This window comes from Desulfoprunum sp., assembly GCF_053613775.1.
Map to the genome: position 1 here is coordinate 202626 of NZ_JBSHXH010000004.1, position 24969 is coordinate 227594.

The window sequence follows — 24969 nt, forward strand, 5'->3', positions numbered from 1 at the left end:
CGCTCCGTCAGAAGACCTTGCGCAGGCGCACCAGCGTGATGCCCGAAATCAGCAGGACCGGCAGCATTGCGGTGACAACCGGGCTCATGTTGAGCAGCAGTCCCCACTGGACCGACATCTGGTCGACAAAATACAGCACGATCCCGACCAGGGAGCCGATGGTGATGCGATAACCGGCACTGATGCTCCGAGTCGGACCGAAGACAAAACTGAGGGCGAGCAACGCCATGGCCCCGGTGGCCAGAGGGACGCTGATTTTGCGCCACAGGGCGATGGCATACGGATCGGCATCCTGGCCGCTCTCCTTGAGGGCCTCGATATAACGGATCAGATCGGAGGTCGACAGACTGTAGGGCGGCAGGCCCAGGACGCTGACCTGGTCCGCCCGTAAAAAGCTGTCCATGGCCAGGGTGGGCAGTTGCCTGGTGGTTATCTCACCGTCGTCGATCGTCCTCTGGGTGACATCGTGCAGCATCCATTGCCGGTTGTCCTGGAGAACGGCATTTTTGGCATGGGTATAGGTTCGCAGCTGTTTCCGGTCATCAAATCGGAAAATATCAAGACCGGCGGCGACCCCTTCCCGGAGCATCTTTTCAACATGGATATACGAATTGCCGCGACGCACCCAGAAGCCTTCCCGGCTCAGGTCGATGCCCTCGTCGCTGGAGATGGCCAGCGCGTGAGATTTGCGGGCCTGCTGCTCCATTGCCGGCACCACCATTTCCGCCAGTAAACCGGCGGTCAGCATCAGGAGCATACTGGTGACAAAGACCGTCGCGCAGATTCTCGGGACGGAAATGCCCGCCGCTTCCATGCCGACAATCTCCCCGTGGTCGGCCATGGTCCCCATGGCGACGATGCCGCCGAGCAGCGTCGTGATCGGCAGCAGGTCAAGGATCCGCTTGGGGATGGTCAGGAGGACGAAGAGGAGGGCGTCGGGCAGCCGATAGCTGCCTTTGCCGACATCGTCGAGCTGGGCGATCAGCTCGAACAGACTGAGCAGCACGGCCAGGACCAGCATGATGAGCAGACAGTAGATCAGAAACGTTCTGCCGATATACAGGTCCAGTATTCTCATTGCCGGTGCCAATGCCGTATAAAGGGAGGCCGCCAGACGAGGAGGACGAGGCAGGCGAGCAGCAGCAGTTGTCCCCAGAAGATGCCGGGCAGTACGTCGATGACCCCCTGGGACACCAGCTTCTTGGTGATGGCGCTGAGATTGTAGTACACGGCGAAAATCACGATGGCCAGCAGAGTGCCGGCACGCCGGCCCTGACGCGGCGAGGAGCGGCTCAACGGGATGGCGAGCAGCGCCAGCAGGATGGTCGACATGGGGGTGATGATCCGCCACTCCAGCTCGGCCGTTTCCTCCAGATTTCGTGCGGGCACCAGGGTGCTGGTCGCCGCGGCCTTTACCTTGTGGTCGGGGAGGATCGGGTTGTCGGGCCGCAGCGGCATGGTCGCGTTCTCGAACTCGATGATGACCCCTTTCCGACCCGAGGCGGAAAACTCGTACAGCCGACCGTGGTTGAACGAAATCACAGGGGCGTTGGTTTTCTCGTCATTGTGCTGGACCGCCCGGGCGGCATAGATGATCTGCAACGACGTATCTTTTCTGTTCAGAATGAATACGCCCTTCGCCTGGCTTTCCCGGGGGGCGACCTCGTCGGCGAAGATGACCCGGTCGCCGCCGCTGATCTCGTAAAAATTGCCGCTTTGCATCCGTGTCAGTTCAAACTGCGCCTCCGTCTGGGTCTTCAGCAGGAAAAACTGGGTCCAGGCCCAGGGACGGATGTACAGCGACAGGACGGCAACGATCGCGGCAACCAGCAGGGACAGGGAAAAAACGGCGAGGGTGATCCTGGCGATGTGGATGCCGCCGGTAAACATCGCGGTGATCTCGCCGTTCTGGTGGAGGCGACCGAGGGCAATCACCACGGACAGGTAGAATGTGGTCGGCAGCAGCACCTCGGAGGCGATGATGATCCTGAGCAGGACCAGCTGGAAAACGGTGGTGCCGGTCAACAGTCCATGAACCGCGTCTTCCCAGAAACGGGCGGCGATATAACAGCCGAAAATACCCACCAGCACAATGCAGATGATCACTGTGGGCTTGATTATTTCCCGCATGATATAACGATCGATAATCACGCTGCGTCCGTCGCTGAACCACGTTATGAACGGGATGCGCCGGCCGGCGGCCGGGGCGGCAACCCGTTGGTCATGAAACCGGAAGTGCTTCCATTTCCTCCTGCCGGTGAAAATGAGCGGCGACAATCCGTTCCGCCTGTTGCAGGTCTGCCGGAAAATCGATTTCGCACCAGGCGAGTCCCTTGATGGAGCAGGTCGATACGGTTCCCTGCCCGGCTATCTCGTCGATGACCGACAGAAACCATCTTCGGGAGCATGACTGGTCCTCCCGGGCCTTTTCCAGGCCGTTTCTGAACAGCATCGGGCCTGAACCGCGGAACAGGATCATACCGATCGATTCGCCGTGAATTTTATCCTGCGGGATGTCCTTGCCGACATGGACAAGACGGTTGCCCTCCAGGCTGACCTTCATGTCGTCGGTGTCATAGGCGTCTTTGAGATTGATGGTGACGGTGATCGGGGCGGCCGGCGAGTTGAGCAGACTTTCCACAATCGGCGCCTCGAAGAGGGTGTCGCCGTTGAGCAGGATAAAATCCTCGGTCATCTCCTCCCGGACCATCCAACAGCTGATCAGGTTGTCGGTAGTGGCATAATCCGGATTGCGGCAGGTCCTGATCTTGTTCGAGCCGTAGCGCCGTTGCAGCAGGTTTTCAACCTTATCGGCATTGTAGCCTACGACCACGGTGATATCCTCGATGCCGCATTTATGCAGTTCGTCGATTTGCCATTCGACAATTGTTTTTCCCCGTACTGTCAACAGGCATTTGGGCAGGGTAGCCGTCATGGGCAACAACCGCTTGCCCTGGCCGGCGCTTAAGATGATGACTTTCATGCAAAGATCTCCTTTCTGGTGTAATAAGCAGGGTTGGAAAATCCTGCTGGAAAAATAAAACGATCAATGCGCCGGACTCGACTGCGGTCGTATGCCGCTGCCGCCGGGGGCGCACGGTGTCGGGGGCGACAACTGCCAGGGATTCCGACTCGCACCCGGACATGACGCCATCGCTTCCGCCGGCCGACCTAACGGATCACCTGCCAGGCAGTATGCCGAGGAGTTGTCCGGGCTCCGGATCGATCTGCCGCCGGCAGGGGGCGGTAGTCGGGCGCAACTCCGGTCGACTCGTGCGACACGAGATCACGGTTCCGGGCCGGTCCAGTGGGAAGACCGTCGGTCCGCCCTCCTGTTTTCGAGTCGTCAGGCGAGGTGAAAGCGGCCTTGCAACCGCGTACGGCCTGTCGGCTGGACCGCAGCCGGTGGTTGCCGGTTCAGCCCGCTGAGCGGGATGAACAGCAAGCGACAAGCGCACTTGTAAATCAATTTGGCCGAGGAATAAAGAAATCTTTGCCTGGCGGGAAAAAATTCCTTACTATATGCACTGTACTCTCCGCAGTGAGACCGGGGAGACGGGGCTTGAATTTCAGAAAAAATGCCACGCATCGGTAAATTTTTTTGGCTTGAGAAACCATTTATGCCAATTTTACGAAATTTTTTCAAAGCATTGTTGTCGGAGATGCCGGACGGGGTGAAGGCGGGATGGTCGGTCCTGGGCTCCGGAGGGATATTTTTGCTGTTGACGGTGCTGGTCGTCCTGCCGCAATCCGGTTCTGCCGACGAAGGCCCCCCGGGAACCGCCATGGCGGCCAATAAGGTTTCCTGGTCCGATTTGACCTTTACAGGTTCCAAATTCCCAGCGGCCTTCACCGTCCGGATGCAGCTTGAGTCGATGGATGACTCCCCGGCAAACGCTGCCTCCCCGGAAAATGAGGAATGGGGGGAATGTCCGGTTGCAATCCGCGATGACAGCATGCGGTTGACCATAAAGGCCACGTTGCAGGTCCTGGGGGCGGAGGACAGATACGAAGAACGGGTCTGGTTCACTGCACAGGATGGACTGCCCTACGAGCGTGATCGCCTGAACCGGGGCGATGCCCTGTGGATGAAAAGCTACTGCTGGGAGGACAAGGGTGTACGGCGGCGGAAGTTCGAGCCGGAAAACCCGGCCGAGGGACAACAATCCCGGCCCCTCTGGTCACAGCGCACGGAGTCCCTGTACCGGTATCCTGACAATTATACCGGCTGCAGCGCGATATCCGATCCGGCCCTCATCGTCTACAAGATATCGAGACTTGCCCCCGGCATCGGCCAGGATCCGTTCGAACTCTGCGTCTTCGGCAAAAAGCAGCTGCATCGTCTCATCATCAGGCAGGGACAGGCCCTGCCGTTGAAGGTCGCCTACACGGTCCAATCCGCCACCAGGGAGAGGACGGTGGTGAAGGATCGGATTCTTCCCCTGGTGTATACAGTCACCTCGGAGAACATTGCCGCAGCCGACCAGGCCCCCGAGGCCTTTTCGCTCTTCGGCCTGCAGAAGGACATTCGGATATATCTGGATCCGTCCAAAGGAATCCCGGTCCGGATCAGCGGAACCGCCGGCCCCATCGGCGAGCTCGACTTCGAGGTGCAACAGGCGACCATCAACTGATCGGGCGGTCTGCGGCAGGGATCATGACGGGGATTGAGCTGCGATCCGTTGCACGTAGTGCCAGTCGTCGGCCGAGTCGACATCGATCGCTGCCTCCGGATAGGGGAGGACCACCACGCCGGCGGTGCAGCCCAGTCGCCGCGACAGCCTGTCCAGGACCTCGGCCAGGGTGAGGGTGCCCAGCAGATAGCGGAGGACCGTCATCCACCCCAGGATATTGATGACCTTCAGCGGATTCTTGCGCTGTTGTTCAATCCGGCGCCAGAATTGCGGCACCTGCCGCGATCGCGGGGTCATGAAGGCAAAGAGGTTGCACGAGCAGTACTCCCCATCCTTGAAACGGTAAGCGGTCCGGCGGGTGTCCGGATAGGCCGCGGTGACGGTCTCACGGCGGACAACCGCGGCCGCGACATCACATCCCGCCTTGCATGCCTCGAGACAGAAATGGTCAACGATCCGCGGGCTGAGCAGGGCATGGTCGCTGGTGGTCAGCAGCAGGGGAATGTCGGCGGGCAGTGAGGCCATGGCATGAAAGGCGCTCAGGCTGGGGGTCGCCTGATTTTCCTGCCAGCCGACCCTGCCGGAAGATACATACTCCTTCAACGCCGGTTCCCGATCAAGGATCGATCGGGGCGGGCCGCACAGGGTCCGGTCGTGGACGTGACCGGATGATGCCAGCGCTTCAATGACCCTGAACAGCATCGGAGTGCCGTTCACCGGCGCCATCGATTTGCAGCTGACGCCGGCCGCCGCGGCGACGGGGTTGTGGGGTTCGCGGTCGGCGGCGAGGATGATCGCCGAAAACATCTGGTGTCCGGTTGTCATGGTGTCGGTGCTCACAGTTGTTTGCTGAAAATGCGGTAGCGCTTGTACTCCCTGCCGCCGCAATCCTCGATGATGCTCCGGATCCCGATGTTGTCTTCCAGGATCCACGACAGTTCCAGCTCCTTCATGCCATGATCGACAACCGCCTGCCGGGTATCCCCGATCACCCTGTAGGCCAGGGCCGCCCCCAGCGTGGTTCCCTGATACGCCTTGCGCACTCCCATCAGCAGGACCCGCCCGGTCCGCAGGCGGCGGACCTTGAGCCGCCACAACAGCTTGAGCCAGCCCAGCGGCAGCAGCCGGCCGTCGAGATCCTCGATCGCCTCGTTGAGGTTGGGCAGCAGCACGACAAAGGCGGAGGGCTGGCCATCCACATAGGCGATCCTGGCCAATTGTTCATTGATCAGCAACTTCAAATCGTTCGCCATGTGGGTGATCTCGTTCCTGGTGAACGGGATAAAACCCCAGTTGTCCGACCAGGCGTCATTGAATATGTCGAAGACGATATCGATGTCCTGCTGAAAGTTCTTTTTGCGAACGGTCCGGGTCTCGATCCGGTTTTTCGTCCGTTTGAGGATCACCTTCATGGCGTTGGAGAATTCGACGCCGGTATCGATGGCATACGCCAGGAGATCCTTCTCCTTGACGTAACCGCACTGCCCCAGACGGATCGCATAATACGGCCGGGCATGGCCCATCATCATCGCCGGCTTGGTCTCAAACCCATCCACCAGTAAACCGCATTCCTGGTTGATCGACAGGTTGAATGGACCCCGGATTCGTTTCATGCCCCTGCCGCGGTTCCAGTCCTCCGCAGTCCCAAGGATTGCCTGAAATGTGTCGCTGTTGTCTTCGGCCTCCAGCATCCCGAAAAAACCTGTAGCATCCTGGTAGCGGTCGAGATGCAGGCTGTCGATCTGGGCACTGATCCGGCCGACTGGACGGCCGTTCCGAAGGGCTGTCCAGCAGCGGCAGGTTGCGTGATCAAAGTAGGGATTCTTTGGCGAAAAGAGCATCCGCTGCTCATGGAGGAGCGGCGGAATCCATTGTGGATCGTCCCGGTACAACGACCAGGGAAGCTTGAGAAAGGTATTGAGGTCGGAACGACTCTCGACCTTCACGATCCGCAGCGAACCATGGGTATCTGCCGGACCGGTGTGGGGTGTCGCATCTGCAGGAGTGACGTCTTTCATGCGGTGTAGAGATCGGGACTGGATGAAATAAGCGGAAAACGGGATGAACCGGAATTGACGATGCATTGGCTCGACACGCCTCGAGACCATCCCTGCAAGCAACAACTGGCGGCAAACGGTACACGACCTGCGGTATCAGGTCAATAGCCGCTGTCACGAGGTATATCCCCGCTTGTTGCCTGGAAAGGGCCCCATATTTGCAACTGCAACGTCGGCGACATTCAGGCGCCGTGCTTGGGTGGTCGGGGTAAATCCGGCTGTCGGCACCCGGAATTACAATGCCGCCCCCCCTCGGCCTTCCTCCTGGTGTTCAATCGCACAATCTCATGCCGGTTCACCTCCATGTCGCCCAGAAAACCCCTGCGGTAGTCGAGGACAAAGGTCATCCGACCCGACCAGCGCTGCGCCTTCGTCGTCGCCATTTTAACGAGGATGTTGCCGAGGATCTCGGCCTCGGCATCGTCGCAGTGTTGAATGAGTCTCATGATGTCGGTCTTGTCCAGGACCTTGCCGTGCGGAGGAAAGGACAGGGCCGACGCCGTCTCCCAGACCGGCGGCATGATCGACCATTGGCCGCAGTCGGGGCAGCGACAGTGCATGACGTTATCCTTCCGTTCCATCTTCGCCCTGGCGAAATCGAACTGCTCCAGGCAGTGGGGGCAATGAGGCTCCATGTCGTCACCAAGGCCCAGTGCCGGCAGTCCGCCAAAATCGTTATCATAGTCAATCATGACGATTCCCTCCCCAACTGACCCCCGGTCTTCATTGTCTCGCCCCCTTGCCGCATTTTTTCGATATGATCTATCTATTCACAATTATGTGAGATACACAGAGGGATCGGCGATAGTCAAGCGGATATGGAGCTGAACTCCATTTTTGTGGAAGCTGGTCCGGTTTTGCGGAAGAAAATTACTGAATAGTAATTGATAGCCGCGTTTGGCTGGGCGGACACGTGCACAGAGTGGTATCTGCTTCAGGGTGAAGATCGGACTGAATGGGCAGACAAAATTTGTATCGCCGGGGCGGCCGGTAAAAAGCCGTCCGGCGAATGCCGTGAGGTTGACCGGTGGTTTCAAAATATCTGCGCGTTGCACCGTGATCTGCACGAACGAAGTTTGAGTCGGCTGCCGTTCTCGTGCTATGATGGAACACAGATATCAGGGAACGGCTGGATTTTCCTTGTCCTTGTCCAGCCGGGGGAATGTTTTTCGCACACTAACGAGAGAAAGAGGTGAGAAATGCCCATCCGGAAAATCAGTCCCGAGAGTGCGTGTCTTCAATGCCCGCTGGAGATGTTTGCCTTTGAATCGACCGATGAGATCCATGAGGTCGCCCGGATAGTCGGCCAGGATCGCGCCCTGGAGGCGGTGGAGTTCGGCATCGGCATCGAGCACAAGGGGTTCAACCTGTTTGTGATCGGTCCCCAGGGGACCGGACGCCACACCGTCATCCGCTCGTTCATCGACCAGAAGGCGCTGACCCTCCAGGCGCCCCGAGACTGGTGCTACGTCAACAACTTCCGTCAGTCCCACAAGCCCCTGGCCTTCGATTTCCCGCAGGGGGAATCGCTCGTCTTCAAGAAAGAGATGCATGACCTCATCGACATGCTGCGGGTGACGCTCAGCACCGTTTTTGAAGGAGACGATTTCAAGTCCCGCATCAAGGCGGTCAACGAGGAGTTCAAACGCAAGGTTGACCGTCTCTACCACCAGATCGAAGAACAGGCCAAACGGGAAAGCATCGCCGTGGTGAAAAGCGATCAGGGGATCATGGTGGCGCCGATCGATGGTGCCGGCAACATTCTCGATACCGAATCCTTTCGTAAACTGCCCGAAACGATCCGTCAGCGCATCGATGAACTGATCGAAAAGTACCAGAATGTCCTGCAGGACGGCATGCAGCAGATCACCCAGATGAAACGGGAAACGGAAGGGGAGAAAGGCAAGATCAAGGAGGATCTGGCCCGCCAGGTCGTCTCCACCCTGACCAGCACCCTGAAGATGAAATATCAGAGCCGGGCCGCGCTTAACCAGTACCTGCAGGATGTGGAAGACGACATCATCGAGCATGTCGACGATTTTCTGTACCGTGCCGAAGAAGGCCGGGAAAATTTCGTCAATCTGATGACCGCGCACGCGCCGTCCTTCGACCGTTACGAGGTGAACATCCTGGTGGCCAACGACAGTTCCAGTGCGCCGGTGGTCTACGAGGATCTGCCGACCTACCAGAACCTGCATGGCCGTATCGAAAACGTGGCCAAAATGGGCATGCTGTCGACCCATTTCACCCTTATCAAGCCGGGGTCGCTGCACATGGCCAATGGCGGCTACATCATCATCGATGCCCGACGGCTGCTGATGCAGTCGTATGCCTACGAGGGGTTGAAAAGGACCCTGCGGTCCCAGCAGATCCGGATCGAACCGCTGGAGCGGCTGCTCGGTTTCATGAACACCGTGTCGCTCGAACCGGAGCCGATCCCCCTGCAGGCCAAGGTGGTGCTCATCGGCGATGCCTATCTCTACTACCTGCTGAAACAGTATGATGCCGAGTTCGACTCGCTGTTCAAGGTGCAGGTCGATTTCGAACATGCCATGGACCGGACGCCGGAGAACGTCCGCCTCTATTCTTCGCTGGTCGCCGGCATGGTCCAGTCCGAGAAACTGCTGCCCCTCGACCGCGGCGGCATGGCGCGGCTGGTGGAGCACAGCGCCAGGGTTGCCGGGGATTCGGGCAAGATATCCCTCTACCTCGAGCAGTTCTGCGACATCGTCAAGGAGGCCGATTATCTGGCGCGGAAAAGCGACAAGGCCACGATCGCGGCGCCCGAGATCGTGGCGGCGCTGGCGGCGGCCCGGCGACGGGCCGGGCGGATCCGGGACAGGATGATCGAATACATCGAGCAGGGCATCCGCCATATCGCCACCGACGGCGAGGAGGTGGGACAGATCAACGGGCTGTCGGTCGTCTCCCTCGGTTCCTCTTCCTTCGGCATCCCTTCACGGATCACGGCCCTGACCCGGCCGGGCAAGGAGGGGGAACTGATCGACATCGAAAAGAAAGTGGAACTTGGTGGTCCTATCCATTCGAAAGGGGTATTGATCCTTGAATCGTTTTTCCGCGCCCGTTATCTGCGGGACATGCCGATCGGCCTGCGGGCGAGCCTGGTGTTCGAGCAGTCCTATGGCGGAGTGGAGGGAGACAGCGCGTCCTGCGCCGAACTCTGCGTTCTGCTCTCTTCCCTGGCCGGCGTCGGGGTGAAGCAATCGCTGTCCATCACCGGGTCGGTCAGCCAGCGGGGCGAGGTGCAGGCGATCGGCGGGGTCAACGAGAAGATCGAGGGATTTTATGATCTCTGCCAGGGACGGGGCCTGACGGGCGGGCAGGGGGTTATTCTCCCCGAATCGAATGTTCGCCACCTGATGCTGAAAGAAGAGGTGGTCCAGGCGGTGGCGAACGGGACGTTCCACCTCTGGTCCGTCAGCCATGTCGATGAGGCGATTGAACTGCTGACCGGCATTCCCGCCGGTGAACGCGGAGCCGACGGGACTTATCCGGCGGACAGCATCAACGGCCGGGTGGAGAATACCCTGAAACAGTTCGTCCTCGATCTCCGGGCCTTCAATAAACCCGGGAAGGATGAGAAAGAGGACAACGGGGAGGCGCCGGACGCGGCGCCAACTTTCTGAAACCCGCGCATCCCTGAGTCAATTCTCTCGAGGTAATGTCGCCACCCCAGTACGGCCCCGATTGAAAAACCGGGGCCGTACTGGTCTTGCAGTCCGTTTGCGGTAGCGGTACAATGGATGATCGGGTTGTGACGGAGTCCTTGTCATTCGACAATCAACAACATCAAAGGAGAAAAAATGGCCACAACGACAGAAAATCTGAAAGAGGCATTTGCCGGCGAAAGTCAGGCCAACCAGAAATACAAGGCCTTTGCCAAGAAGGCGGAAAAAGAAGGTTTCGTCAATATCGCCAAACTGTTCCGCACAACCGCCGAGGCCGAGAGAATCCATGCCGAAGGTCATTTGAACGCGCTGGAGCATATCCATTCAACAGCCGAAAATCTGCAGGCGGCAATCGATGGCGAGACCTTCGAATATACCAAGATGTACCCGCCGATGGTGGAGTTGGCTCAGTCCGAAGGGCACAAGGCCAAGACCATGTTCAAGTTCGCCGTCGATGCCGAAGAGGTTCATGCCAGAATCTACCAGAAAGCCCTCGAGGCCGTGAAAAAAGGGGTGGATATGGATGTCAGCGATTTTTATCTGTGTCCGGTCTGCGGCTATATCGAGGTCGGCAGCGCACCCGACAAATGTCCGGTCTGCGGGGCGTTGAAGAAAATTTTCGTCAAGGTTGATTGATCTCTCCCCACTCCTCCGGCAGGCCGTGAGCGGTACGGGCCTGCCGGCTACGCCCTCTGCCGGATGGATGTTGTGGCCGGCCTCAACCAACCGTAGCAGCGGATGATCAGTGCCTGCGGTTGCCGTTTCTCCCCTGACTCTTTTCGTTACCCCTGCCTGATGTCGTGGTATTCTCGGTTGGGCAGGTTCCGCTGACGATGCGCCTCCAGTGCGAGATCAGACAACAGCGTTTTGCGCGACCTCGCTGTCGCGTCCTGGACTTCGAATCGAGGCGGTTTCCATATTGGCCGTAGTATTCCGGCCGTCCTGTACGTGATCCCCGAATCCTGTGGTTTTTCTCCCCGTGTTATGGCGTCTGGCATTCGTTCGGCATGTGGCGATTGAAAAAATCGGCCCATGCTTCCGGAAAATTTTATCTGTTTCCGGAGAGATGAATATGCTCAAGAAATGTGCCTGGATCAAAGGCATCGTTAATCCTGTGCCCGATAAACGTCATGGGGTAACGGCAATTCCCGGTGCCGGCGTGTGCGATAAAGCTGTCGGGACGGATGAAGAAAGGATTGAAATCCGGGCCGCTCGGTTAACCAATACTCGCTGTAGATTCCATGTGATTTTGGCGATATTGATGCTGCTCGAGCGTGATCGACGGATTTCATTTCACGATCTCTGAACCGGATTTTCAGAGAAGTGGACGATTTTATCATTCTGTTATCGTTATTGCCTCTTGTAAACGAATATCTTGATGCGTAATCTGTTAGCGAGAAGCATTCACAACAACACGGAAAGATCGATTTTTCACCAGTCAAACGTTCAGCTTCGAGCGAGAGGGCATCTGATTTTATAAGGAATACGAGACTCCTGTGGAGGCGATAACGATTGTCTCAAATGAAGGTCTGTGCTGGTGAATCGGGTAGGCGATATTTCTATAGTAAGACAAAATCTTTTGAAAAGAATATTTTTATGTGTTGGAATTTTTCATATTCAGGTTATTATCCTGCCATTGTTACGGTACCGGATTCCAGATGATGTTTTAACTCTGCTTATCCATTTCAAGGGAAGCTCAACCACAAGATTAGCCTTCGGGGCAACATCCAATGATGCTGCAATCATAAAAAAGGAGAACACTCATGAAAGATAAGCCCAAACAAAAAAGAGTCAGGCTCGGTAGTGATAAAGAGTTCTTAAGTAAGCTGGTAGCGATTCTTGAGAAAGAGAAGGTTACGAAAGAAGAACTCGCACAAAGATTGGGCCTGGATAATGCGAAAAAAATCTCCGATACAGTGCTTCTTGCCGCTGTGAAACTCGCCGGAGATAGCTCTTTCCTGGCCAATATCGGTGGAAAAACGAGCGGAAGGATTAAAAAAGGGGCGCAGTACGCCCAGAAGAAAGGGTTGGTTATTCCGGCGTGGCTGTTTGAGGGGAGAACTGTGGCCGATGGTCAGCAGTTTATGGTCCAGTTCGGGCGGAAGGGAATCATCACTCTCAGGCCGCAAACCGAAGACAACGCCTGATTGTCCACCTACCCGGGTCAGGGGCGGAGATCGACATATCTGTATGTCGTCACAGAATGCTGCCCAGAATTTGACCTCGAAACGCCGTTAGTCCGACACTCCCGGGTCAATTCCGTACGAGTGTCGGACTCGTCTTGAACGCGACCTCCCTCACTTCGGCACAACCACGGCTGAGCATAATGGCCGGGGTTGTGAACCTGGATCGCGATGGCCGCTCATCGCCTTGCGATACACTGTCGTTTATCCTGGACGTTCGGCCGGCCCCCGGTTTGCCTGACAGGTGAGGGGGCACCCCTCAGGGGCGGTATGGCTTGAGTCCGTTCTTCTTTTATTCATCACTCTATCAGTATCCTGGTCGTCAGCCTTGACTGCTGTGGTCGCGACCCGGGCGGTGGCCGATCCTGGCCGGGCCCCAGCCTATCGGGCATATCCGCTGCGATTCCTGGGGCATCAGCGTGTGGCCGTCAGAAGTCGGCGGCGAAGGTTGGTCAAAGAACCGAGGCCGCCTCACCGAAGAGGGCGATAGCCATATCGTAGCCACTTCGACTTGACCATCCGGGTATGTCATGCTATAAAATAGAGTATTCTCTGAAAATCTGGATTATTCTTGTCGGTTGGTAGATGAGGCTGTATACATTCGAATGCATCTTTCCCTGTATCTGCCAGGAGCCCGGCAGAAAAAAATCTTCCGCATTTCTCCCGCTAGCTGCAGAAGGAAGCACCTGGTCGCCATACGCTGAATGGTTTGCAACCACACGGATGGCGAAAGTAAAGACAACTTGATACTCCCCGGACTTGATGTATCAATTCTGATTTGAACGTAAAATAATTGAGTGATAGAACAGTGGAAAGCAAAATCAGCAATACTGATGGCCCTGAACACCTCGCCGTCCAATCAGACCAGGCCAATACCAAGCCTGGGAAGGTCAAATTTGAGGTATTTGGTGAGGAAATGATCGAAAAGGAGGTCAAACTCAGTGGCAACAGCGGCAGAGTTTATTTACCCCCGGTCTGGGTAGGCCACCGTGTGAAGATTATCAGATTAGACTGAGGACGTGCTGAAAAAAATGAATCCAGATGAAATAAGCGTCTCAATCAGAAAGATGAGACTCGATGATATCGATGATATCAAGAGAATTTACGAGCTTATCACCAAAAAAGACCTGCCCGAGGATTTCGGGGAGTTGGTGGAAAATCCTCGCGAAAAGCTGACACTGGAGCCGAATTGCTTCGTGGCCGAATTCGAAGGCAAGGTGGTCGGTTTTATGATCAGTTTCGTCATGGCCTTTACCTTTGGTATGGGAAAAAAAGCATGGATTGCTTCCATGGGGGTAGAGCCGAAGTACATGGGGAAACAGATCGGCGCCCGGTTGGCACGGGAAATTTTCGAGTTTTACAAAGCCCAGGGCGTCACCAATCTCTACACCGCCGTACAATGGGATGCCACGGATCTCGTCTCTTTTTTCAAGACGCTGGGATTTCATCGAAGCGACTTCATCAACCTGGAAAAATCCCTGTAGCCCTGATTCCAGCTGTTTGTGGTATGAAGAGTGTCGCCATGCTGAATGGTTTCCACCATATGCCGCTCAGCCCCACAACGACCAGAAAACCAACCACACCAACCGCCAAACCGACAACGGAATACCAGATCCCGGCCCAGGGCTGGCGGTCGGTGAGCGAATATTTGCCATAACCGCCGAAGAGCAGGGCCTGCCAGATCCAGGCGTTGATGATCATCCAGAAGAAAGTCGCTTCGGCGAAGACCTGGAAAAATTTCCCGGCGGTTTTGGCATCCACCTCCTGCGGCCCCGGCGCTCCGAAGGCCAGAATAATGCTTTTGGACATCCATCCCCAGACCGGCCAATAATCAGGCTCAGGATGAAGCAGGCCACAGCGGCAACAATTCCCGTTGTGATCAGGCTGTTGAAACTGCGTTTTACCATAAATTGATCCATAACTGGTATCACCTATCGTATTGTTGGATCGAAGTCTATGCTCTCAACTCAAAACGTTTGAGCTTTCCGGTCGCTGTCTTGGGAAGGTCATCGACAAACTCGATCCATCGCGGGTACTTGTAATGGGCGAGCGTTTTTTTGACATACTCCTTGAGATCCTTTTTCAATTGATCATCTGGGGCATAGCCACGTTTCAAGACGACAAACGCCTTCGGTTTGACAAGGTTCTTGTCATCGGTAGCACCAACGACGGCGCATTCGAGCACTGCCGGGTGTTCGATCAGGCACGCCTCGACCTCGACGGGAGAGACCCATATTCCCCCTACCTTGAGCATGTCATTGGATCGACCGATGTAATAGAAGTAGCCTTCTTCATCCACAGCATACTTGTCATCGGTGTTCACCCAATCACCCAGCATGGTGCTTTTCGTCTTCTGATGTTTATTCCAGTACGCGGCAGCCGCGCTATCCCCTTTGATGAGAAGGGTTCCGACCTCTCCGACCGGTATATCCTGAAAATTTTCATCCACTATGCGGGCGTCGTATCCGGGGACCACTTTTCCCGAGCTTCCCGGCTTGGCCTTGCCCGGGAGGTTTGAGATAAAGATGTGGCTCAGCTCTGTGGAACCGATGCCATCGATGATCTCAACGCCATGCCGCTGTTGCCAGCGTTTGAAGATATCAGCAGGCAACGCTTCCCCGGCAGAAACGCAGAGCCTGACACCGTCGAGGCTGCCCTCTTCCTGCAGCATCGAGCCATACAGGGTCGGGACGCCGAAGTACAGGGTCGGCCGGTAGCGGGCGATGGTCTCGTACACCGAGGCCGGGACCGGCCGAACCGGCATCAGGACGGAGGTCGCCCCGACGCTGAAGGGAAAGTATAGGCCATTGCCAAGACCGTAGGCGAAAAAGAGCTTGGCCGCCGAGAAACAGATGTCGTGTTCCTGAATCCCCAGCACCTGCTTGCCATAGGTTTCGGCGGCATAGACCATGTCATGCTGCAGGTGGATGGTCCCCTTGGGTTGACCGGTGGACCCCGAGCTGTAGAGCCAGAAGCAGGCATCGTCCGGGGTGATCGGCGCCGCCTCGAGCTGGTCGGATGCCCCCGCGACGAAGGAATCGAAACTGATGGTTCCGGCCGGGGCCTGTCCGTTCACGACGATGATATGCTTGAGGAAGCGGAGCTTGTCTTTGATCGGTTCGAACTTGCTGTAGAGTTCCTCGTCGATGATCAAGACCTTGGCACGGCTGTCGTTGAGAAAATAGAGGTAGTCCTTGGGTTGCATCAGGGTGTTGAGGCAGATTGGTACCGCCCCGATCTTGATGGCCCCGAAGAAGGACAGGGGATAGAATTCCGAATCCAGCAGCAAAAGGGCGACTCGATTCTCCATTTCGATGCCCAGCCCCTTGAGCGCATTTCCCACTTTGTTCATGCCTGCCTGGACCTGGGCATAGGTAAAGGCATTGTCGCGGCAGAGAATCGCAGTCTTCTGGCCTCGGCCTTCTCTGATGTTCCGATCGACGAAGTAGTCGGCGGCGTTGAACGTTTCTGGGAGATTCAATTCAACATGCATTTTTTTTCCTCCTGGTGCCTGATTGATTGGAGACTGCCCCGATGGGCAACCGATGGTGCACACTATGCTCGTAATCAAGCAAGAATCACGCCAGCAAAAACAGTGGCATCATTTGCGCGGAGGAATTTTGAAGTGTATTGATTCCAGATAGATAGCTTAATGGTGGAGAGGGCCGAAAACGGTGCTTGGTCGACCTGGGGGAAAGTTTTTTTCGGTGGGAGAAAGATCTTATCTGGGGATATCTCTATTTGCGACCGCCATCGATGATTTCAACCAGAACCCCATTGAGGGCTTCAGGGTGGAGAAAGGCATAATGTGAGCCCTCCCAGACCCGTGGTTTCCGGTCGATCATCTGGTAATGATTGGCGTTGAGAATCGGGATGGCGGCGGCAGTGTCCGGCACCTGAAAGGAAATGAGCATCACCCCCTCGCCATGCTTGTCGATAAACTGGTCGACAGGGCTGCCGCTGCGGGTGGAGCGCATCAGTTCGAATCCCACCTCGCCGACGTAATACCTGGCGACTTCGATCGATTCTTCAGCGAAGATATATTCGAGTTCGGGCTCTGCTTTGCCAAGAAGCCGTCCCCATCGCTGCTTCGCTTCCTGCAGGTCACGAACCGCGATACAGATGTGGTCGATTTTGTTGATCCCGATCATCTCTTATCCTCCATGCACAAGGTTGGGTTGCGGATTTCCGGCGGCCCTGGGAAAGCCGGCAGCGGGGCTTCCAGGTTGTGACGATCAATGATATGACTCGCCGTCCGATGGCTTGATATTGTATTTTTTGATCTTGCTTCGCAGTGTGGGCATCGAAATCTTAAGACGCTGGGCCGCCTCGGTACGTCTCCAGTTCAAGGCATCCAGGGTTTTCCTGATATGCTCCTTTTCCATGTTGTCCAACGAACAGGGGCCACCCTCGATTTCTTCCGTCTGAAGGTACCTGCACAGGATTGTATCAATGTCGTCGAGCAGCAGCACGCTGCCTCTGGTTTGGACTACCGCTTCAACCAGAACATTTTCAAGTTCGCGCACGTTTCCCGGCCATTGATGCGCTTTTAGCCGCTCAAGAACACCATCCTGCACATGCAGGACCCCGGAATGTAATTTGAGATTGATTTTCTGGAGAAAATGATCGACCAGTTCATCGATATCCGAAAGTCGTTCTCGCAGCGGCGGTAATTGAATGATGACCACCCGCAGGCGGTAAAAAAGGTCCCGTCTGAACTCGTTCCTGTTGACCATGCCGAACAGGTCGCGATTGGTGGCGGCGAGAATTCGACAGTTGGATTTCAGCGTCTCCTGGCCGCCTAGGCGCATATATTCATGGCGTTGGAGAAATCCCAGCAGTTTGCCCTGGACTTCATACGCCAGTTCGCCAATCTCATCCAGAAACAGGGTGCCGTTTCCGGCAAGCTCGATTTTGCCTTTCTGGGTGCGGCTGGCGCCGGTGAAAGCGCCTTCCATGTGTCCAAACAACTCGCTCTCGATAAGACTTGGGACCACGGAACTGCAATCAAGGGTCACGAAAGGTTCATTCTTATAGAGACTGTTGCGGTGAATGACCCGGGCAACGACTTCCTTGCCGGTGCCGGTCTCTCCCTGGATCAAAACCGTGGTTCGTTTCTGGCACGCCAATCCGATGGTTTTGAAAATCTTTCGCATCTGCTCGCTTTTGCCGACGATCAGATCCGGATTCGAGTTCTTCGGTTTGGGGAGATCGTTCAATTTCACCTGCTCGGCCTCGAGCATGCTGGTGACGCGCTGGATCGCCTCTTCCACCAGATCTACGTCCAGCGGCTTATGAATATAATCGAATGCCCCGGATTTCATCGCCTGGATGGTGGTTTCCATATCGTGATAGGCGGTGATCATTATCACCTTGGTGAGATGGCCTTCGTTCTGGATCCGGGTCAGTATCTCCAGACCGTTGCTGTCGGGCAGGTGAATATCGATAATCGCAATATCCGGCAGATGTTCACAAAACAGGGCGAACCCTCTCTCGCCGGTTTCCGCCTTGAACACCTGATGCCCTTTTTCAGTGAAGAACATCTCCAGGGTTTCCAGGATGGATACTTCATCATCGATCAGCAGGATCTTCAGCTTCATCGAACAGTCCTCCTATTGCACCGGGATCTGAATGGTAAAGCATGCGCCCCGGGGAAATATTTTTCGGACCTCGACGCGTCCCATGTGGGCTTCGGCAATACGTTTGACATTGTTGAGCCCTAGACCGGTCCCCCTGACCTTGGTGGTGAAAAACGGCTTGAAGATCTCCATCATAATATTGTCAGGTATCCCCGGGCCTTGATCGGAAACCATAATTTCAACCATCTCCCCGAGTTCCTTGTCATATTGGCTGCGGAGATAGATTGTCTGTCCCGCCGTGGAGGCCTCGACGGCGTTTATCAGGAGGTTCAGGACGGCCTGGACGAGCAGTTGGCCGTCGATATGCATGAGGGGGATGGTGGGATCCAGGTCTGTATTGAGGATGATATTCTCCGATTCCAATTTCATCTCCAGCAGTTCAATGGAAGAGAGCAGAACTTCGTTCAGGGATTCTTTCCTGGCATTCAACCGGATGGGTTTGGCGAAATCGAGCAGTTCCTGCAGTATTTTTTCGAGACGTTTCACCTCTCTTACGGAAATATCGACCCTTTTTTGGTCGTTTCCCTGCAATTGGGGGTTTTTCTTGAGAATCTGAAGATTCATCTGTACCGCCGACAAGGGATTGCGGATCTCGTGAGACAGCGAGGTCGTCATCCGGCCGATGTCGGCCATCCGTTCCGATTCACGAATCTTCTGCTCCAACTGCACCCGGGTGGTGATGTCGCGGCAGATGCCGATAACGGACATTCTGCCGTCCCACTCTGTAACCTTGGAGAAAATCTCGGTGGGATAGCATTCACCATTGCGGGCAATGCGCTGATATTCGAACATCGGCAGGGAATCCCTGGTCGCTAATTTCGGATGATAGGCCGCCTTGACTCGTTTACGGTGGCCTGGAGCGACGAAATCCCAGAATTTCTGGCCGATCATCTGCGAGGGCTGATATCCGTGCATCAATCCGGTCGCGGAGTTGACAAAGACCAGGACCTCATCGTGAATGACAATGAATCCGTCATTGATCTCCTCGACTAAAATCTTATACCTCTGTTCCGATTCCTTCAATTCGGCCGTGCGCAGGCGCACCTGTTTTTCCAGGAGTTGGTTCTGCTTGAGAATTTTCTCCTGCTGCATGGATTGAAACAGATCGCTGAAGCGATGGATGGTATAGGTCAGACATCGGTTGATGCATTCGATGGCATCCTGCAATTCGTTGCCGGTGGTCTCTTTGACCAGCAAGGGAATAGAAATGCTACGGAAAAACTCAAAGGCCATCTGGACATCGGAGAGAGGGAAGCCGATCATCAGCCGCATTCGCGCGATCATCTCGATAAAGCGGTTGATGCGACTGAGATCGTTGTCGAACAAGGCGGTGATAAAGGATTCGTAGGCCTCGGTGACTGTGGCGACAATCTCACTTTCCGGCCGATCGGCGTACATGGCGCTGATCTGCGTTCTGACCGAGTCGATCCATTCCGCGAGGATGGCGCTTTTGTTATCGTCAAAGATGGCGATCAGTGAAGATCTCATGGGAGCTCTTCCGGTGAGGAAAACTATTGGTCTAACAACGAATATGCGGCCTGCCGGAAGAGAGGTGTCACCACATCTTCCGGAGGCCGCTCCGCGCACGAGGGATACTGCCCTCGTCACTCCACCTGCCTGGCGGTATCCCTCAAGCCGCTGCACTGCTGGGCCGCGAATTGCAAACGGCGGCAGCAGGGCAGGGGGGCTTGGATCAACCCTGTATGTATTCCACGTTCTTTGTCGTCAATAACCCTGTAGCTATGCTTTTTTAAAGATATAGTTCAACTGGCCGTTGGCCAGGTGATTGACGACGGTGGTCATCGCCATGCCGATCTTGACCTCGGACAGATCGAGGGCGTTGTCGAGCCGTCCGAAGACCTGATAGTCGCCGTAATCGAGCATGGCGATGCTGTAGGGCACGTCTTTTTCAAATCCCACCGGGGCGTACTGGAGCTGGCTGTAGGATACCAGTTTGCCGGCACCGCTGACCTCGCGCCACTCCATGTCGCTGGAAAGGCATGCGGCACAGTCGGCCCGGGGCGGAAAAAACTTGGCCCCGCAGCCTTTGCAGACGGTATGCATGACCTTGCCGCCTTCCAGATGGTCAATAAAATCGTTGACCCGTGTTGTTTTGGTGAAGCTCACCGTGCCGAATTTGCCGAAGCGGACATCTTCTTTTTTTTCACTCATTTCATCCTCCAGATTACTCGTTGCCAAGAATGGTTACGTTGCCGTAGATGCCCACCCCGCCGATATTATGCACCAAGCCGATCTGCGGATCCTTGACCTGAATGTCGCCTGCTTCACCCCGCAGCTGCAGGACAATGGTGCGGACCTGGCTGCCGCCGGTGGCGCCGATTGGGTGACCCTTGGAAAGCAGACCGCCGTCGACGTTGACCGGGATGCTCCCCTCCTTGTAGGTCTCTTTGCCCCGGATCAGCTCCTTGGCCCCGCCGGGCGCGGCAAAGCCCAGGGCCTCGTAGGCCAGCAGCTCGGCGATGGTGAAGCAGTCATGGACTTCGGCCACATCGATATTTTTGGGTCCCACCCCGGCCATGGCGTAGGCCTCCTTAGCCGCCTGCTCCGCCGCCTTCAGCCCGAACAGACGATCCCGGCCGGCGAGGTTGACGCTGGCACTGGCGGTGCCTATTCCCTTGATCCACACCGGTTTCTTGCTGAAGGACTTGGCCTTTTCGGCACTGGCGACGATCAGGCACGAGGTGCCGTCGGCGTTGGCACAGCAATCGCCGACCCGCAGGGGACTGGAGACCGGGCCCGACATCATGTTCTTGGGGTCGGTGAAGTTTTCCAAGGCGACCGCCTTGCGGAATACCGCATGGTCGTTGAGCTGGCCGTAGGTCGAGGCCTTGACCCGAACCGCCGCCAGATCTTCCAGGGTGGTGCCGTACTTGGCCATGTGGGCCTGGGCGTGCATGGCGTAATAGGCCGGCATCATCGTGCCGAAGGGGCTCTCCCACTGGATGTCGGCGCCGCGGCCCATCCGTTCCTGGCTCTCGGCCGAGGAGATTTCCGACATCTTCTGCAGGCCGATGACGGCGACGACGTCGTGCAGGCCGGAGGCCACCATGGCGTAGGCCATCTTGAGGCCGGTGCTCGACGACGAGCAGAGGGTTTCGACATAGAAGGTCGGCTGCGGGTTGAGCCCGAGGTATTCGGCAACGACCGCTGACGGCGACCGCTGTTTGTCATATTCCGGGGCCGAGCACAGAATCGACGCATCGATATCCTTGGCGGTGATCCCGGCATCGGTGATCGCTTCCTTGAAACCTTCGAACGCCAGCTCACGGATCGATCCCGGATAATTACGGACAAATTTGCTCTGTCCAACTCCGATAATGGCTACTTTTTTCATCGCTGTGTCCTTTTTGAGACGAGCGCCTTGTCCGCTCCCGACGGTTTTGCATCGCGGGATGATCCGGACAAGGCGCTCATGCCCCCCAACGGGGTGTTAGATGTATTGGCCGCCGTCGACCTTGATGCATTCGCCGGTGATATGCTTGGCCTTGTCCGATGCCAGGAAGGCGATCAGGTTGGCCAGGTCGTCGGGTTCGCCGACCCGCTTGAGGACGATCTCGGCCATCGCCATGTCGACGATCTTGTCGCGGGCCTCGGACTCTTTCAGCATCGGGGTCTCGATCAGCCCGGGGGCCACGGCGTTGACCGTCACCCCGAAGGCGCCCAATTCCTTGGCCACCGCCTTGGTGTAGCCGATGATGCCGGCCTTGGAGGCGCTGTAGTTTGACTGGCCGAACTTGCCGCGCAGGCCGTTGATCGAGGTCACGTTGATGATCCGTCCCGATTTCTGCTCCTTGAGCAGGGGGGCGGTGTGACGGGTGAAATTGAAATAGCCCTTCAGGTTGACCTCCAGGACCCGGTCCCACTGCTCCTCGGTCATCTTCCAGCAGACGCCGTCCCAGTTCATGCCGGCGTTGTTGACCAGGATATCGATTTTGCCGAAGGCCTCCAGGGCGGCCTTGACCACGGCTTCGGCCTCGGTGAAGGAGGCGATATCACATTTGACGCAGATGGCCTTTCGCCCCATCCCTTCGATCTGTTTGACGATCGCTTCGGCCTCTTCCTTGTGGCTGCGGTAGGTCAGACAGACGTTGGCGCCTTCCTCGGCCAGCATCAGGGAGACGGCGGTGCCGATTCCCTGGGAGCCACCGGTGACGATGGCACTTTTACCTTGCAGTAACATACATTTCCCTCTTGGTGATGGTTGGTCGATTGATCGCTATGGTTATTCTTTCGGGGTTGCCAGCACGGCTGCCATCATCTCGGTATCCAGGGATTCTCCGGCGGCGAGGCGCTTGCGGTATTCGATGAAATCGATGACATCGGTGCCGGTGATCTTCTTGGTGTTGAAGGCGTTGAAACCGAGGAAGGCCTCGCCGGACATGTTGGCGGCCAGCCAGTGACGGTTGATCACCTTGGACTGATCCCAGAAAAATTTCTTCTTCAAGCGGATCCCCTCGATGCTCTTGATCAGGCAGCCGGGGAACAGGTTGGTATAGGTCCAGATGACCTTGTCGACTTCCTTGTCGAGCAGTTCGAAATCGATCGTGGCCTTTTTCAGATAGTCGCGTCCGGTTTTGGCGGCGTCGCCGCTCTTGTACTCGCCGTACACCAGTTCGCCGTCGGCGACATAGGAATCGGTATGGACGGTGGGGTTGCGGACCCACTTGCCGTTGTCCTTGATGACCGGCACACACTTGGAGATCAGGCCAAGGCGGAACATCTTGTAGGCGCTCCACATCTCGCAGGAGACACAGTTCCACATCGCCAGTTCCGTTGGCAGCATCCACGGCAGGAAATCGGTGCTGCCTCCATCCGGGGCGGAGCCGTGCTTGGCGCCGGCCTGACCGAAGATCGCCAGGTCGCTGGAGATGGTGATATCGGTGGCCATGCCGATCTCCTGACCACCGGCCACCCGCATGCCGTTGACCCGGCAGATGGTCGGTTTCTTGCACGACAGAATACCGTCGACCATGGCGTTGAACAGATCCATGTAGATCCCGTACTCGTTCGGCCGTTTGGAGTAGTACTCGGCATACTCCTTGACGTTGCCGCCGGTGCAGAAGGACTTGTTGCCAACGGCGGTGAAGACGCAGGCCACCACCGAGGAATCGGCCGAGGCCCGGTGAAAACCGGCAATGACCGCCTTGACCATCTCGGTGGTATACGAGTTGTACTGATCGGGGTTGTTCAGGGAGACCCAGGCCGAGTACAGTCCGTCAACCAGGTTGCCCTGCGGGTCGCGGATCGGTTTTTTTTCAAAAATTACGCCGGGGGCCTGGGTGGAAAAGATATCCTCGCTCCACAGGTGATGGTCTTTCAGTCCGGACTCTCGAGGCAGCCAATTCAAATCGCTCATGTTCTATTCTCCTTTTTGTTCCCCGGGAGCACCGGGGGAAATTGTGTTTGCGAGTTACGGTACCATGATGGGACGCTGGGAAAAAACAATTCACTCTTGGTGGTGGTTGGTCGAATGATCTCTGCGCTTATCCCTACAACGGCAATTATGAACATGTGTTCCACATGCTGTAGGTCGCTTCGGAGTACGAATACTGCATATTGTGTCTATATTGACATGTTGCGTTGTAGGGTTATTATTTCGGGGTGCCCAGAACGGCTGCCATCAGCGTGTCATCCAATGTGTCGCCGGCGGCCAAGCGACGGCGGAATTCGATGAAATCAATGGTATCAGTGCCGGTGATTTTCTTGGTGTGGAAGGCGTTGAAGCCGAGGAAGGCCTCGCCGGCCATGTTGGCGGCCAGCCAGTGACGGTTGATCACCTTGGACTGATCCCAGAAAAATTTCTTCTTCAAGCGGATCCCCTCGATGCTCTTGATCAGGCAGCCGGGGAACAGGTTGGTATAGGTCCAGATGACCTTGTCGACTTCCTTGTCGAGCAGTTCGAAATCGATCGTGGCCTTTTTCAGATAGTCGCGTCCGGTTTTGGCGGCGTCGCCGTTCTTGTACTCGCCGTACACCAGTTCGCCGTCGGCGACATAGGAATCGGTATGGACGGTGGGGTTGCGCACCCACTTGCCGTTGTCCTTGATGACCGGCACACACTTGGAGATCAGGCCAAGGCGGAACATCTTGTAGGCGCTCCACATCTCGCAGGAGACACAGTTCCACATCGCCAGTTCCGTTGGCAGCATCCACGGCAGGAAATCGGTGCTGCCGCCATCCGGGGCGGAGCCGTGCTTGGCGCCGGCCTGACCGAAGATCGCCAGGTCGCTGGAGATGGTGATATCGGTGGCCATGCCGATCTCCTGACCACCGGCCACCCGCATGCCGTTGACCCGGCAGATGGTCGGTTTCTTGCACGACAGAATACCGTCGACCATGGTGTTGAACAGATCCATGTAGATCCCGTACTCGTTCGGCCGTTTGGAGTAGTACTCGGCATACTCCTTGACGTTGCCGCCGGTGCAGAAGGACTTGTTGCCAACGGCGGTGAAGACGCAGGCCACCACCGAGGAATCGACCGAGGCCCGGTGAAAACCGGCGATGACCGCCTTGACCATCTCGATGGTATAGGCGTTGTACTGATCGGGGTTGTTCAGGGTGATCCAGGCCGAGTACAGTCCGTCAACCAGGTTGCCCTGCGGGTCGCGGATCGGTTTTTTTTCAAAAATTACGCCGGGGGCCTGGGTGGAAAAGATATCCTCGCTCCACAGGTGATGGTCTTTCAGTCCGGACTCTCGAGGCAGCCAATTCAAATCGCTCATGTTCTATTCTCCTTTTTGCTCCAC

General features: G+C 56.5%; 25 protein-coding genes. 7 read left to right on the forward strand and 18 right to left on the reverse strand.

The features are described from left to right. Window positions 1-7 precede the first annotated feature (7 nt). The 4 genes from lptG to ACWGKN_RS05035 form a co-directional block, all read right to left on the reverse strand. Complete coding sequence (gene lptG / locus ACWGKN_RS05020) at window positions 8-1078, reverse strand: LPS export ABC transporter permease LptG (protein ID WP_035225552.1); 1071 nt, start codon at window positions 1076-1078, stop codon at window positions 8-10. Continuing rightward, entirely contained in the window at window positions 1075-2277 is a 1203-nt protein-coding gene (lptF, locus tag ACWGKN_RS05025; RefSeq protein ID WP_424255819.1) for an LPS export ABC transporter permease LptF, read from the reverse strand. Before lptF ends, lptG begins: the two co-directional genes overlap by 4 nt. Further along, entirely contained in the window at window positions 2222-2983 is a 762-nt protein-coding gene (locus ACWGKN_RS05030) for a phosphocholine cytidylyltransferase family protein (RefSeq protein WP_052159550.1), read from the reverse strand. Before ACWGKN_RS05030 ends, lptF begins: the two co-directional genes overlap by 56 nt. 363 nt (window positions 2984-3346) lie before the next feature. Continuing rightward, window positions 3347-3979 (reverse strand): hypothetical protein, encoded by a 633-nt coding sequence (locus ACWGKN_RS05035; RefSeq protein WP_452094802.1) that lies wholly within the window; start codon window positions 3977-3979, stop codon window positions 3347-3349. Between ACWGKN_RS05035 and ACWGKN_RS05040 the strand changes: the two genes are divergently transcribed. Beyond that, window positions 3957-4634: a hypothetical protein gene (locus ACWGKN_RS05040; RefSeq protein WP_424255824.1), complete on the forward strand. Its 678-nt coding sequence runs from the start codon at window positions 3957-3959 to the stop codon at window positions 4632-4634. The two genes, ACWGKN_RS05035 and ACWGKN_RS05040, sit on opposite strands and share 23 nt — an antisense overlap. Window positions 4635-4655: 21 nt before the next feature. Here the strand turns inward: ACWGKN_RS05040 and ACWGKN_RS05045 are convergent, their stop codons facing one another. From ACWGKN_RS05045 to ACWGKN_RS05060, 4 genes are all read right to left on the reverse strand, one after another. Then, window positions 4656-5474, reverse strand: a complete 819-nt coding sequence (locus ACWGKN_RS05045) for an NTP transferase domain-containing protein (RefSeq protein ID WP_424255826.1) — start codon at window positions 5472-5474, stop codon at window positions 4656-4658. After that, window positions 5471-6652, reverse strand: a complete 1182-nt coding sequence (locus tag ACWGKN_RS05050) for an N-acetyltransferase (RefSeq protein WP_452094803.1) — start codon at window positions 6650-6652, stop codon at window positions 5471-5473. Before ACWGKN_RS05050 ends, ACWGKN_RS05045 begins: the two co-directional genes overlap by 4 nt. 221 nt (window positions 6653-6873) lie before the next feature. After that, window positions 6874-7383, reverse strand: coding sequence for a hypothetical protein (locus ACWGKN_RS05055; RefSeq protein ID WP_452094804.1), 510 nt, complete (start codon window positions 7381-7383; stop codon window positions 6874-6876). 84 nt (window positions 7384-7467) lie between these two features. Next, window positions 7468-7746 carry a hypothetical protein gene (locus ACWGKN_RS05060; RefSeq protein WP_452094805.1) on the reverse strand — a complete coding sequence of 93 codons (279 nt, stop codon included), beginning with the start codon at window positions 7744-7746 and terminating at the stop codon, window positions 7468-7470. Window positions 7747-7890: 144 nt separating this feature from the next. Here ACWGKN_RS05060 and ACWGKN_RS05065 point away from each other — a divergent pair, with 144 nt between their 5' ends. The 6 genes from ACWGKN_RS05065 to ACWGKN_RS05090 all read left to right on the forward strand — a co-directional run bounded on the left by ACWGKN_RS05065 (window position 7891) and on the right by ACWGKN_RS05090 (window position 14047). After that, on the forward strand, window positions 7891-10338 hold the full coding sequence (locus ACWGKN_RS05065) for an AAA family ATPase (protein ID WP_452094806.1): 2448 nt from the start codon (window positions 7891-7893) through the stop codon (window positions 10336-10338). Between the two features lie 177 nt (window positions 10339-10515). After that, window positions 10516-11016, forward strand: coding sequence for a rubrerythrin family protein (locus ACWGKN_RS05070; protein ID WP_035225566.1), 501 nt, complete (start codon window positions 10516-10518; stop codon window positions 11014-11016). Window positions 11017-11389: 373 nt separating this feature from the next. Further along, window positions 11390-11686 (forward strand): hypothetical protein, encoded by a 297-nt coding sequence (locus tag ACWGKN_RS05075; protein WP_424255722.1) that lies wholly within the window; start codon window positions 11390-11392, stop codon window positions 11684-11686. A gap of 457 nt (window positions 11687-12143) precedes the next feature. Next, window positions 12144-12527 (forward strand): hypothetical protein, encoded by a 384-nt coding sequence (locus ACWGKN_RS05080; RefSeq protein ID WP_035225570.1) that lies wholly within the window; start codon window positions 12144-12146, stop codon window positions 12525-12527. Window positions 12528-13371: 844 nt separating this feature from the next. Next, the gene (locus tag ACWGKN_RS05085; protein WP_424255724.1) at window positions 13372-13578 is read left to right on the forward strand and encodes a DUF2080 family transposase-associated protein; all 207 of its coding nucleotides are present in this window, start codon (window positions 13372-13374) and stop codon (window positions 13576-13578) included. Window positions 13579-13594: 16 nt separating this feature from the next. Then, window positions 13595-14047 (forward strand): GNAT family N-acetyltransferase, encoded by a 453-nt coding sequence (locus ACWGKN_RS05090; RefSeq protein ID WP_035225622.1) that lies wholly within the window; start codon window positions 13595-13597, stop codon window positions 14045-14047. On the opposite strand, the gene ACWGKN_RS05095 is transcribed toward ACWGKN_RS05090, so the two are convergent. The 10 genes from ACWGKN_RS05095 to oah (ACWGKN_RS05140) all read right to left on the reverse strand — a co-directional run bounded on the left by ACWGKN_RS05095 (window position 14025) and on the right by oah (ACWGKN_RS05140) (window position 24945). Then, a complete protein-coding gene (locus ACWGKN_RS05095; RefSeq protein WP_452094807.1) occupies window positions 14025-14324 on the reverse strand; it encodes a hypothetical protein in 300 nt (99 codons plus the stop codon). The genes ACWGKN_RS05090 and ACWGKN_RS05095 overlap by 23 nt on opposite strands. Before the next feature lie 193 nt (window positions 14325-14517). Beyond that, window positions 14518-16056 (reverse strand): benzoate-CoA ligase family protein, encoded by a 1539-nt coding sequence (locus ACWGKN_RS05100; RefSeq protein ID WP_452094808.1) that lies wholly within the window; start codon window positions 16054-16056, stop codon window positions 14518-14520. A 244-nt stretch (window positions 16057-16300) separates the two neighbouring features. Continuing rightward, window positions 16301-16714 carry a VOC family protein gene (locus ACWGKN_RS05105; RefSeq protein WP_052159554.1) on the reverse strand — a complete coding sequence of 138 codons (414 nt, stop codon included), beginning with the start codon at window positions 16712-16714 and terminating at the stop codon, window positions 16301-16303. A gap of 84 nt (window positions 16715-16798) precedes the next feature. Next, complete coding sequence (locus ACWGKN_RS05110) at window positions 16799-18163, reverse strand: sigma-54-dependent transcriptional regulator (protein ID WP_035225578.1); 1365 nt, start codon at window positions 18161-18163, stop codon at window positions 16799-16801. Between the two features lie 12 nt (window positions 18164-18175). Then, on the reverse strand, window positions 18176-19690 hold the full coding sequence (locus ACWGKN_RS05115; RefSeq protein WP_452094809.1) for an ATP-binding protein: 1515 nt from the start codon (window positions 19688-19690) through the stop codon (window positions 18176-18178). Window positions 19691-19942: 252 nt separating this feature from the next. Next, the gene (locus tag ACWGKN_RS05120) at window positions 19943-20374 is read right to left on the reverse strand and encodes a Zn-ribbon domain-containing OB-fold protein (protein ID WP_035225582.1); all 432 of its coding nucleotides are present in this window, start codon (window positions 20372-20374) and stop codon (window positions 19943-19945) included. A gap of 13 nt (window positions 20375-20387) precedes the next feature. Then, entirely contained in the window at window positions 20388-21557 is a 1170-nt protein-coding gene (locus tag ACWGKN_RS05125; RefSeq protein WP_424255736.1) for a thiolase C-terminal domain-containing protein, read from the reverse strand. Between the two features lie 96 nt (window positions 21558-21653). Then, window positions 21654-22403: an SDR family oxidoreductase gene (locus ACWGKN_RS05130; RefSeq protein WP_035225587.1), complete on the reverse strand. Its 750-nt coding sequence runs from the start codon at window positions 22401-22403 to the stop codon at window positions 21654-21656. A gap of 42 nt (window positions 22404-22445) precedes the next feature. Further along, a complete protein-coding gene (gene oah, locus ACWGKN_RS05135) occupies window positions 22446-23579 on the reverse strand; it encodes a 6-oxocyclohex-1-ene-1-carbonyl-CoA hydratase (RefSeq protein ID WP_424255739.1) in 1134 nt (377 codons plus the stop codon). Window positions 23580-23814: 235 nt separating this feature from the next. Further along, window positions 23815-24945, reverse strand: coding sequence for a 6-oxocyclohex-1-ene-1-carbonyl-CoA hydratase (gene oah, locus ACWGKN_RS05140; protein WP_452094810.1), 1131 nt, complete (start codon window positions 24943-24945; stop codon window positions 23815-23817). Between the last annotated feature and the right edge of the window lie 24 nt (window positions 24946-24969).

Bases quoted from the DNA above. Each gene is read 5' to 3' on its own strand.
- ACWGKN_RS05130 (WP_035225587.1), bottom strand. From the start codon at position 22,403: ATGTTACTGCAAGGTAAAAGTGCCATCGTCACCGGTGGCTCCCAGGGA.
- ACWGKN_RS05070 (WP_035225566.1), top strand. From the start codon at position 10,516: ATGGCCACAACGACAGAAAATCTGAAAGAGGCATTTGCCGGCGAAAGT.
- ACWGKN_RS05125 (WP_424255736.1), bottom strand. From the start codon at position 21,557: ATGAAAAAAGTAGCCATTATCGGAGTTGGACAGAGCAAATTTGTCCGT.
- ACWGKN_RS05110 (WP_035225578.1), bottom strand. From the start codon at position 18,163: ATGAAGCTGAAGATCCTGCTGATCGATGATGAAGTATCCATCCTGGAA.
- ACWGKN_RS05105 (WP_052159554.1), bottom strand. From the start codon at position 16,714: ATGATCGGGATCAACAAAATCGACCACATCTGTATCGCGGTTCGTGAC.
- lptG (WP_035225552.1), bottom strand. From the start codon at position 1,078: ATGAGAATACTGGACCTGTATATCGGCAGAACGTTTCTGATCTACTGT.
- ACWGKN_RS05030 (WP_052159550.1), bottom strand. From the start codon at position 2,983: ATGAAAGTCATCATCTTAAGCGCCGGCCAGGGCAAGCGGTTGTTGCCC.
- ACWGKN_RS05055 (WP_452094804.1), bottom strand. From the start codon at position 7,383: ATGATTGACTATGATAACGATTTTGGCGGACTGCCGGCACTGGGCCTT.
- ACWGKN_RS05040 (WP_424255824.1), top strand. From the start codon at position 3,957: ATGCGGTTGACCATAAAGGCCACGTTGCAGGTCCTGGGGGCGGAGGAC.
- ACWGKN_RS05115 (WP_452094809.1), bottom strand. From the start codon at position 19,690: ATGAGATCTTCACTGATCGCCATCTTTGACGATAACAAAAGCGCCATC.
- ACWGKN_RS05065 (WP_452094806.1), top strand. From the start codon at position 7,891: ATGCCCATCCGGAAAATCAGTCCCGAGAGTGCGTGTCTTCAATGCCCG.
- ACWGKN_RS05120 (WP_035225582.1), bottom strand. From the start codon at position 20,374: ATGAGTGAAAAAAAAGAAGATGTCCGCTTCGGCAAATTCGGCACGGTG.
- ACWGKN_RS05100 (WP_452094808.1), bottom strand. From the start codon at position 16,056: ATGCATGTTGAATTGAATCTCCCAGAAACGTTCAACGCCGCCGACTAC.
- oah (WP_424255739.1), bottom strand. From the start codon at position 23,579: ATGAGCGATTTGAATTGGCTGCCTCGAGAGTCCGGACTGAAAGACCAT.
- oah (WP_452094810.1), bottom strand. From the start codon at position 24,945: ATGAGCGATTTGAATTGGCTGCCTCGAGAGTCCGGACTGAAAGACCAT.
- ACWGKN_RS05090 (WP_035225622.1), top strand. From the start codon at position 13,595: ATGAATCCAGATGAAATAAGCGTCTCAATCAGAAAGATGAGACTCGAT.
- ACWGKN_RS05050 (WP_452094803.1), bottom strand. From the start codon at position 6,652: ATGAAAGACGTCACTCCTGCAGATGCGACACCCCACACCGGTCCGGCA.
- ACWGKN_RS05080 (WP_035225570.1), top strand. From the start codon at position 12,144: ATGAAAGATAAGCCCAAACAAAAAAGAGTCAGGCTCGGTAGTGATAAA.